The following is a 9058-nucleotide window of genomic DNA, read 5'->3' on the forward strand; positions in this document are numbered from 1 at the left end:
GTTGTATACTTAAGCTACTAGACAGGGGGTGGGCTTCGTGTTTCAAGTAGGTGATAAGATTTTTTACCCTGCGCAAGGCGGCGGGATTATTCAAACAATTGAAGAAAAAGAGTTTCTTGGCGAAACTCAGTTGTATTATTCCATCAATATCCTTCACAGAAACATGCAAGTAATGATACCCATCGACAAAACCGAGAGACTGGGAATACGCCGCATTGTAAACCCGGAGAAACTAGACGACGTGTTCACGACTTTCTTCGATGGAGAATCAGATACATCCTGCAATGACAATCAGACCGATCGAAGAAATATGCTTAAAATAAAGAGCGGCGACATCTACGAGGGCGCCGAGGTTATCCGGGATTTAGTACGTATCAGCAACAAGAAAAAGCTGGGAATGACTAAGAAGAACATGCTGGATAACGCCCGCCAAATCCTCCTTAGTGAAGTTGTATTGGTACTGGGGATTCAGCGAGAACAAGCCTCTGATTTATTAGATCAAGTAATTAATTTTCATCCAGCGTAGTATTTCGATAAACAAGTACGCTGTCATATAGCTTTCAAAAATCCGTAGACGAAAACGTCTCCGGATATTTTTTTGCTTAGCACACCTGAGGATAATCCCCTGTATCCGTTACAGTTCACAAGCAGTTGTTATCATCCTGTTCTTATATTCGGGTACTATAGTAAATAAATCGATTTGAAAACAGTAGTTGGCGTCTTCCTCACGCCCCAGCTCGCATAGCCGTTTGCCATTTCTGCTGTTTTTGGCAATTTCACCAAGTGCGCCTTTTGCCTGGGTATACATTAGCAAAGCACCACTGGCTGCATCTGTCATGGTTGGCACGGTTGCCGCTTCGCTTAGCAGAATGTCTGTCAGAAAACCTGCACAGAGGGCATCTTCCAGCGAAAAGAGACAATCTGTTCCGGCACAGACAATCAATATATCCTGCCCGTATTGTTTGGCCTGCCGGCAAACCGCACTGGCATTTATAAAAGAACCAATCAAGGTCCTTGCTGCACCTTCTGTTGCTTTTATTGCAGTAGTACCATTGGTTGTAGTCATGATGATCTGCCGGTCCCGCACCTTAGACTCAGAAAAATCAAACGGAGAGTTTCCAAAATCGAAACCCTCTATTTTAATGGATTGCCGTTCGCCGGCTAACAAAGATCTGTTTTCTTGATTTGCAAGCAGCCGGGCTTCATTAACCGATAATACCGGTGTTACTGTTTTGCAGCCATTAGCCATAGCAGTAACAATACTCGTTGTTGCCCGAAAGATATCCAATACAATGCAAGTAGTATTAGATATATCAACCCCGTTGACCTCCGCAGGCAAAAATGCAACATCAATGTTCATTAGAAGTCTCCTTATATTAGTAGTCTCTGATTTTTATGTTACTTACCTTCCATCGCCCACCCAAAACGTGTACGATCAGACCGGACATTACCAGTACGGCTCCCAAACCTTGCCAAAGAGAAACTGCCTCTCCCAAAAACAAGGCTGAACTGCTCATACCCACGATTGGTACTAACAGGGCTAACGGCGACACCACTGCGGCGGGGTGGCGTGAAAGCAGCTTACCCCATAAACCAAACCCGACTAAAGTAGCAAAGAAGGACAGATAGATAATCGAACCAAGGCTGGCCCAGCTGGGAGTATGGTAGGCGGCCAGCCAGGCATCATAGCCTTCTATGATCCAGGATAATGCTGTTAATGGCAGGATAGCCACAGCACCGGCCCATACTACTAAAGATAACATGGACGAAGGCGGCAGGCTCTGAGTGGCCCGGCGCATAATGACATTGCCAACACCCCAACAGGCAGCTGCAGTCAAGGTCAGCCCAAACCCAGCAGCCGTCATTTCCCCACCCTGCTGAGAGCCGATGATGGCCATACCACTAGCTGCCAATGCAAGACCTGCCAGGTGATTCCAGCTCCAACGCTCGCCAAGCCAGGCAGCTCCCACCAGCAATGTAAAAAAAGCCTGGGACTGGAGAACTAACGAGGCAAGACCGGCAGGCATGCCGACCTTCATCCCGATGAACAAAAATGAAAACTGCCCCACATTAATTGACAACCCTAATGCAATTAACCAAAGCCAGGGAATTGGCGGCCGAGGCAGGAAAAAAATAATTGGGAAACAAGCCAGGAGAAAGCGCAGTGCGCCTAATAACAATGGCGGTATCTCTTTTAAGCCAATTTTAATGGCGATAAAATTAAGGCCCCATACCGTAACAACGACTAGTCCGATAAAAATATCCCGTTTTTGCATCATGGTTACTCCTAATCACGCTATAGGTACTCATTTATCCTAATGTGCCCCAAAATCCTGCATTGTCTATTGGCTAACCAAAGAATTACCCTTAATCCCGTTGTGATTTGGGCATATTCTTCGGCAAATGTTACAGCTATAAACCCCACCGCCACCGGCAGTATGCCTGGCAGAGACACTACGACACTTGCATTGTTCAATGGTAACCCCATCCAGAGCATTTGCCGGGCAAGCCTCTAAACAGATTTTACAATCAGGCAGGCATGTTTGATAATCAGCCAACCTATCAGGCTCAAGCTTCTGATCAAGTACAATCGCACCTAACCACACCATATTCCCAAATTTTTCATTGACCAGGAGTGTATTTTTGCCTATTTGCCCTAGTCCGGCTCGCACTGCCGCATGTTTTAATGACAATATCCCTTGCCCGTGTCGCCGGTTATCATCCCAGTAATCGTATGGGTCAGCTGACGGAACAGGGACAGCGCAGCTACCTAAGGTTTCCAGCTCAGCGGCAACCTGCACTGTAATCGAATCTATTTTATCAGCTAATTTATTACGTACAAAAGTATATGCAGCCGGGGATGAAACCGACAGTGTACTTACCGGAAATCGTGTTGCCACAACGACCACACTGTGGCAACCTTTAACAATATCAGCAGGGTGAAAGCCAGGAGGTGCGTCCGCAAAGCGCTCTACAGAAGCTATCTGGCATAAATCGGCACCAAGCTCCTGCACCCGGGACTTTATTTCATCAGCCTTAATCGTTTTTATCATCCTCTACCCTCCAAAATAGGTCTCACTGTTAGGCATTCGCAGTAAAGGTTCTACAGGCGCCTGTAAAATTCTTTAACGCAATTATATAGACCTGTGTTAAAAATTATATTATCATGGAATTATCAATAGGTAAAATTGATAATGTCGATGGAGTAATTCACAAATTGTGATGGGTGGGATCTAAAATGGAGTTTCGCGAGTTAAGAGCTTTCGTTACAACAGCCAAACTATTAAGCTTTACCAAAGCGGCAAAAGACCTCGGCTATGCCCAGTCAACTATTACGAATCAAATACAGGCACTTGAAGAAGATTTCGGCACAATGTTATTTGAGCGTTTAGGAAAGCAAATAAAACTGACCAAAGACGGTGAGCACTTATATACCTATGCTGACCAGATTCTGAAACTGGCCGATGAGGCCAAAGACCTAATCTCCAGCTCTTTAACCCCCAAAGGCGAGCTAACAATTGGAACCGCAGAATCGCTTTGCACCTATCGCTTATCTGAGGTTTTCAATGCATTTCGTGCTCTTTACCCTAACGTGGAACTCAATATACGTTTTGATACTTGCAGTGACTATCGAACCTACCTTCGGAAGAATACGATCGACCTGGCCTTCATCCCAGATATATCCTGTACTGAAAGCGATCTTGTTACCCATGTTCTTTTCGACGTGCCTATGGCAGTTATTACGGCGCCAAACCACCCCTTGGCTAAAAAACAGCAAATCCTGCCGCATGATATGAATGGTCAGCCACTCATCCTGACTGAAACCGGGTGTAGCTACCGCCACTTATTTGAAAGCATTCTTACCCAGGCGGGAGCAAAACCCGCGTCAATACTTGGGGTCAGCAGTAATGAGGTTATTAAAAGGTTTGTTTGCGACGGCTGGGGCATCGGCTTTTTACCATATGCCACTGTTAAACAAGAAATACTTGCTGATCAGCTTATTGCACTGCCGTGGGCTGGAGCATGTTTTGATATTAAAGCCCAGTTACTGTATCACAAAGAAAAGTGGCTGTCACCAGCACTGCGTGCGTTTATCAAAGTAACTTTTGAGACACTAAAGAACCCCTCATGTGTATAAAGAAGAAAAATGCACCAACCCTTGTATCACAAGTCTTGGTGCAGCCTAACCAAAAATCAGCTATTAACCCCTAGATATTCGCAGTATATCCTTCTTCAGTCACTGCGGCTACGATATCCTTTAAGGTAATACAATTAGGATCAAATTCCACGGTAAGTGTGTTGGCCGCAAGATCTACAATTGCCGAATCTACCCCATACATAGTAATAACCTTTGATTCCACAGCCTTTTTACAGTGCTCGCAAGTCATCCCTTCAACAGTTAAGGCAAAGTTAATTTTAGAGTTATCGATTTTGTACCTTATCCCCATAACAATTCCCCCATAACTTTGTTGTATTGCACCAGGCAAGCCGCATTACATTTATTACCAACTATAATTATACTCCAGTACAATCATGACTTCCACCTGTCCATTTATTTTTTTTATTTAGTTAACTATCACCGCATTTTATCTGCTAACATCAAATAAGAAAAATCCACAGACAACGTGTCTGCAGATCTGAATGGTCCTTACTTATAAATATTTCTTAAATCCTTGCGCAATATCTTTGGGATAGCCGATTGCTTCATAAAATATATGAGCCTCTTTGCGCTTAGCATGCGACAGAAACATAACGAAATAGCAGTTTTTCTCCCGCGCCCGCGCTTCCAGATAGGCAACAAGCTTTTTCCCGACTCCCTGCCTTTGGCTATTTTTGCTTACAATAATGTTCTCAAGCACCATAAATGGCCGGCATTCACCCACTGTATCCATGCAGATAATCCCCATAGCAGATCCCAGTAATCTTTGCTGATCGTCCTTTGCACCAATGAAAATATAACTGGGATCTGCTTGCATTCTTTCAAACACGCTTGTCAACTTTGTCATATTAGTTTCAGATCCAAAAAGTTCTTCACCTAATACAGCAAATTGCGCTAAGTCTGACTGTTCAATATCGGTTATAGTGATCATTGTTTTCAACAAGCTCCTTATGCGTTAAAGTCTTGCACCACCCGCCTGCGCCTGCAAACTTCTTTAATGCGGAATATATAGTCGGATTATTTATTAGTTATGCTGCCAATATTTTTTAATGCGATTGATAATGTACCATCGGCATTGTTAATAAACTCGATAAACTCCTTATTTTGGAAATAGTCTACAGGAAATGTTATCTCAATGCCTGTATCTGTTTTAATTTTATGATTTTTACCCTTCTGCATGGCTAATGTCCGGTCGACCTTCACGGTTTCGGGGATTCCGGCATTTTTTACCTCTTTAATATATTCCTCTTGCATTAATGGCGAGGAATGAAACACTTGTTTCCCCAACTCCACTGGATCCAGGTATTCTGACACCTCGGTGTTCTCGACTATATAGTTTTTCGTTTTAGAAACAGCCTCGACACTGCTTTTCCCATGATTCTCTGCAACCATCCGGCTAATAGAGCTCACCAGTTTAATTGTCTCTTTTGCAGAGATAAGCGAACTACACTCCAGGATATGATCGGCAAATACATAGGCCTCTTCACCATTGATAGTGCGCTTTTTATCAATAAATCTAATAGTAAGTGAATCCACCTCAATAAATGCGTATTCATCCAGTTTCTGCGTAAGGCTGGGCAAAATCGCATAGTGATTAATAATCTCGTTTTTAATTTTTTCCTGCTCATGGACAACTTGATGAATGAATCCCACTCTATTATTACATTTTAAAAGAGCAATGACACGATTACTATCGATCTCGAAATCACAAATAAGCAAATCCGTAGAATCCAATACCTCAGACTGAGCTATGGCTTTATACATTAAATCTGCTGCATATACTGAGAAGCTAGTAAAATCAAGACTACCAGCAAGATAGTCTGTTACTTGTTTTTTAAATTTACTATTGGGATGGAAAGTACCGGCCTTTGAATTTTGATCATTAAAAGATTTTTCGATATGCTTAGATAAGAATGTTATCACACTGTTACTTTTTATATCCAGCTCCTGCTCTGAGAAAACAGTAATTCCAGAATTAAAATCTAATATGTGTAAAATTGCACGATTGATTGTTATGAGCACGGTGCATCTTCCTTTTCTATTTCTGCAGCTAACGTTTATTTAATTGCATATAAATTAATGTCCCTTATTGAGGTTCTTCATTAGTGAGCTTTTTCCTTTATTAGCATCAGACTAAAACTTATAAGAGCTAAGCCTCCGTGCGTTCAGTCAACCGGCGGCCTAGCTCTTTGTGTTTAAAACTACACAGGCTGATGAATACTAAAAACAAAAATCCCAGTGAGGGCCGCATATGCATATCATTATCACTAACTACCAGTGGCTGCTGGTACCGGTTTCCATACTGGCTCTGGTGTTCTTAGCAGCAATATTTTTGGCTAAACCAATTACACGGTATATCGTTAAACGTGTCACCAATGACACGATATCAAAGCTACTTACAGAAACCTATGATCAAAATCTTGCAGAGCTATTGCCATCATTAACACGTTTTTCTACACTAAATCTAATCGAATTAAGCCTACGGGCCGAGGCAGGAGCGGTCATAGGACGCCCCTTAGGCTCCCCCAAGCATTTTCCTGACTATGATAATTTAATGTTTTCCCCCCGCCAAATGACAATGTTCTCCCTCCCGCAAAGTACTCAAATCGACATGCGCGTAACACTTGGCTCAAAAGCAAAAAAACCGCTATGCATAAAGATACCCCTAATGATCGGTGGTATGGCCTATGGCTTAGGTCTGAGCGAAGAGGCTAAAATTGCTTTAGCCAGGGCATCGAAAGCTTTGCAAACTGCTACCAATTCCGGAGAAGGCCCATTCTTACCTGAAGAACCCGGGGAATCAGGTAGATATGTCTTACAAATTTGCCGCTGGTCCTGGGGGGATAGAACTGACAAACAAATTGCTGCTGCAGATATGCTGGAGGTTCAAATGGGGCAAGGAGCTGATATGGGTACGTCCCGTATAGAAGCGGCAGACTTTGCCGGAAGAGCCCAAGTGCTTGCAGGCGTAGCACCTGGCGAGGCGGCTATTTCCCGCCCCGCCCCGCCCGGGGTTCAAAGCCCCAAGGATTGGCCTGGTTTTATGAATCAATTACGCAACAGGGCTAAGGGTATACCCATAGCCCTAAAAATTATGGCAACAGACCGGCTTGAACAAGAATTAGCGGTTGCGGTTGAGTTAGGCTTTGATGCTGTTGTGATTGATGGCGCCGGCGGCGGGGCCCATGCAACAGCCCCGATTATGCAAGATGATTTCGCTATCCCCAGTCTATATTCCCTGGTCCGGGCCAAGCGTTATTTAAAAGATACACAGATTAGTCTAATTGTATCAGGTCACTATTTCACCCCAGGTCAATGCCTCAAGGCGCTGGCCTTAGGCGCGGATGCCATCTATTTAGGTACCATCCCCCTGTTCGCGCTCACACATAAGCAAGTTACTAAAGTGACACCCTGGGAACCGCCTACCACGCTAGTGTATTATAATTCACCCACCAAAACACAGCTAAATGTCGATCAGGCTGCCACCAATGTGACAAACGTACTTGCATCTATGATTTTGGAGATGGAAGCCGCTATGCGAGCTTTAGGGAAGTCATCTTTAAAAGAGCTCGGCCCTGATGACCTTGTTGCTATGGATACCCTGACCGCTGATGTTACAGGCGTTAAACAGGTGTCCCTGGCACCCCGCCCCAACTACCAGAATGGGCGACAGTCCATCATAAGCGACGAACAATGCCAGGACTCACTGGAGCATTTGAATAACACGTTACGCTATTCCCACGGTTTAACAAAGTTAATGGAAGACACATTAGCAGAAATAAGTCCTTGCCAGGATTTATCCCGTGTACGGCAATTAAAAGCTGATTACAATGCATTAGTGAAACAAAAGTCTGACTTGGACGCGCCTACCTAAATAATGGCATCATCTCAGCCGACGCCGTTTTGTTGATACCAAATGCCTTTGCCGCGAAGTATATTACCCCCACTACCGGGTTTATCACCGGTTTTAATCACCCATAAATCCCAGCGTTCCACACTATTCTGCGGGCCATACTGTCCTTGCGGATAGCCGTTTTCTGCATAGCCAGGGTCACACCCATCCATATTGTCAGCAGCCTCAGCGTGGGTCATAAAGTGCTGAATATCAATGGGAATACCTAATGCCTTGCTTAGCACAGCAATCATCTGAGCCATTGCCTCTATCTGCAGCGGAGTTGGCGGCTCTGGTCCTAAATCATTACAGGAATGGGCATTATAGGCGCAAGCAGCCGAAATACCAATCGCCCCGCTGTTGCGAAAATACGTATGACTCTTTTTTTCGCTCAAATCATTGGTGCTTACAAACACAGAACCATCTTTACCGATATTAAAATGATAATCATTAAAAAATTGGTCATAGTGTCCCGCCGACCAATGCAGATAAACCTTGACCGGCCAACCGTATCTTTGGGCAGACTGCTGCAGGGCGGCTTTAGCCTTAAGGGCCATTTCTCTGATCTCCACTAATGTCACTTGCTGCATTAGCCGTTCTTCTTGCCTGCCACTATTTTCATCCTCTTGTTCCTGATCCTCATGTAAATCAGGCGTACCTGCGGCTTTCTGCATCTCTCTGATTGCGGCTACCTCGGTATCAATTACCCAGCCGATAAGTGCAGTCGGCACAAGGATACCCCTCCAGCCCAGTATTGCATTTACTTGCCCGATAGCAGATGCCCGTTTCTCATTATTTGCCATTGTGTCTGCAAATTTATCAAGCTGAAATATAACTCCGCGAATCAACTCGCGCAATTGTCCGTCCGGCAGTTTGGCAAATAGAACAAATAATGCCATTGCCAGAATATTAGCCCCGATCAGTATGCCTGCGACATATCCAAGAATCTGGAGCTCATTTGAACTTATCATGCTAACGACCTCCTTTATTGTAATATATTTATGCAG

General features: G+C 44.2%; 10 protein-coding genes. 3 read left to right on the top strand and 7 right to left on the bottom strand.

What is annotated here, in order from left to right; translation table 11 throughout:
• Positions 1-37 precede the first annotated feature (37 nt).
• Positions 38-526: a CarD family transcriptional regulator gene (locus tag VN379_RS00775; RefSeq protein WP_325529806.1), complete on the top strand. Its 489-nt coding sequence runs from the start codon at positions 38-40 to the stop codon at positions 524-526.
• A gap of 108 nt (positions 527-634) precedes the next feature.
• On the opposite strand, the gene VN379_RS00780 is transcribed toward VN379_RS00775, so the two are convergent.
• The 3 genes from VN379_RS00780 to VN379_RS00790 form a co-directional block, all read right to left on the bottom strand.
• Positions 635-1360, bottom strand: coding sequence for a 2-phosphosulfolactate phosphatase (locus tag VN379_RS00780; protein WP_325529808.1), 726 nt, complete (start codon positions 1358-1360; stop codon positions 635-637).
• Between the two features lie 16 nt (positions 1361-1376).
• Entirely contained in the window at positions 1377-2279 is a 903-nt protein-coding gene (locus VN379_RS00785) for an EamA family transporter (protein WP_325529810.1), read from the bottom strand.
• Positions 2280-2342: 63 nt separating this feature from the next.
• Positions 2343-3053, bottom strand: coding sequence for a hypothetical protein (locus tag VN379_RS00790; protein WP_325529811.1), 711 nt, complete (start codon positions 3051-3053; stop codon positions 2343-2345).
• Positions 3054-3238: 185 nt separating this feature from the next.
• On the opposite strand from VN379_RS00790, the gene VN379_RS00795 reads away from it, so the two are divergent.
• Positions 3239-4138, top strand: a complete 900-nt coding sequence (locus tag VN379_RS00795; RefSeq protein ID WP_325529813.1) for a LysR family transcriptional regulator — start codon at positions 3239-3241, stop codon at positions 4136-4138.
• A gap of 70 nt (positions 4139-4208) precedes the next feature.
• Here VN379_RS00795 and VN379_RS00800 read toward each other — a convergent pair whose 3' ends face one another.
• From VN379_RS00800 to VN379_RS00810, 3 genes are all read right to left on the bottom strand, one after another.
• On the bottom strand, positions 4209-4448 hold the full coding sequence (locus VN379_RS00800; protein ID WP_325529815.1) for a cation transporter: 240 nt from the start codon (positions 4446-4448) through the stop codon (positions 4209-4211).
• Positions 4449-4652: 204 nt separating this feature from the next.
• Positions 4653-5090 (bottom strand): GNAT family N-acetyltransferase, encoded by a 438-nt coding sequence (locus tag VN379_RS00805; protein ID WP_325529817.1) that lies wholly within the window; start codon positions 5088-5090, stop codon positions 4653-4655.
• Positions 5091-5176: 86 nt separating this feature from the next.
• Positions 5177-6181, bottom strand: a complete 1005-nt coding sequence (locus VN379_RS00810) for a nucleoid-associated protein (protein ID WP_325529819.1) — start codon at positions 6179-6181, stop codon at positions 5177-5179.
• A gap of 229 nt (positions 6182-6410) precedes the next feature.
• Here VN379_RS00810 and VN379_RS00815 point away from each other — a divergent pair, with 229 nt between their 5' ends.
• Positions 6411-8033: an FMN-binding glutamate synthase family protein gene (locus VN379_RS00815; protein ID WP_325529821.1), complete on the top strand. Its 1623-nt coding sequence runs from the start codon at positions 6411-6413 to the stop codon at positions 8031-8033.
• 14 nt (positions 8034-8047) lie between these two features.
• Here VN379_RS00815 and VN379_RS00820 read toward each other — a convergent pair whose 3' ends face one another.
• Positions 8048-9022, bottom strand: a complete 975-nt coding sequence (locus tag VN379_RS00820) for a peptidoglycan recognition protein family protein (RefSeq protein WP_325529822.1) — start codon at positions 9020-9022, stop codon at positions 8048-8050.
• Between the last annotated feature and the right edge of the window lie 36 nt (positions 9023-9058).

Origin of the sequence: Sporomusa sp., from assembly GCF_035561255.1 — a bacterium.
Taxonomy (GTDB): domain Bacteria; phylum Bacillota; class Negativicutes; order Sporomusales; family Sporomusaceae; genus Sporomusa.

Excerpts from the sequence above, each read along its gene's own strand:
- VN379_RS00780 (WP_325529808.1), bottom strand. The coding sequence starts at position 1,360 with ATGAACATTGATGTTGCATTTTTGCCTGCGGAGGTCAACGGGGTTGAT.
- VN379_RS00785 (WP_325529810.1), bottom strand. The coding sequence starts at position 2,279 with ATGATGCAAAAACGGGATATTTTTATCGGACTAGTCGTTGTTACGGTA.
- VN379_RS00790 (WP_325529811.1), bottom strand. The coding sequence starts at position 3,053 with ATGATAAAAACGATTAAGGCTGATGAAATAAAGTCCCGGGTGCAGGAG.
- VN379_RS00795 (WP_325529813.1), top strand. The coding sequence starts at position 3,239 with ATGGAGTTTCGCGAGTTAAGAGCTTTCGTTACAACAGCCAAACTATTA.
- VN379_RS00800 (WP_325529815.1), bottom strand. The coding sequence starts at position 4,448 with ATGGGGATAAGGTACAAAATCGATAACTCTAAAATTAACTTTGCCTTA.
- VN379_RS00805 (WP_325529817.1), bottom strand. The coding sequence starts at position 5,090 with ATGATCACTATAACCGATATTGAACAGTCAGACTTAGCGCAATTTGCT.
- VN379_RS00815 (WP_325529821.1), top strand. The coding sequence starts at position 6,411 with ATGCATATCATTATCACTAACTACCAGTGGCTGCTGGTACCGGTTTCC.
- VN379_RS00820 (WP_325529822.1), bottom strand. The coding sequence starts at position 9,022 with ATGATAAGTTCAAATGAGCTCCAGATTCTTGGATATGTCGCAGGCATA.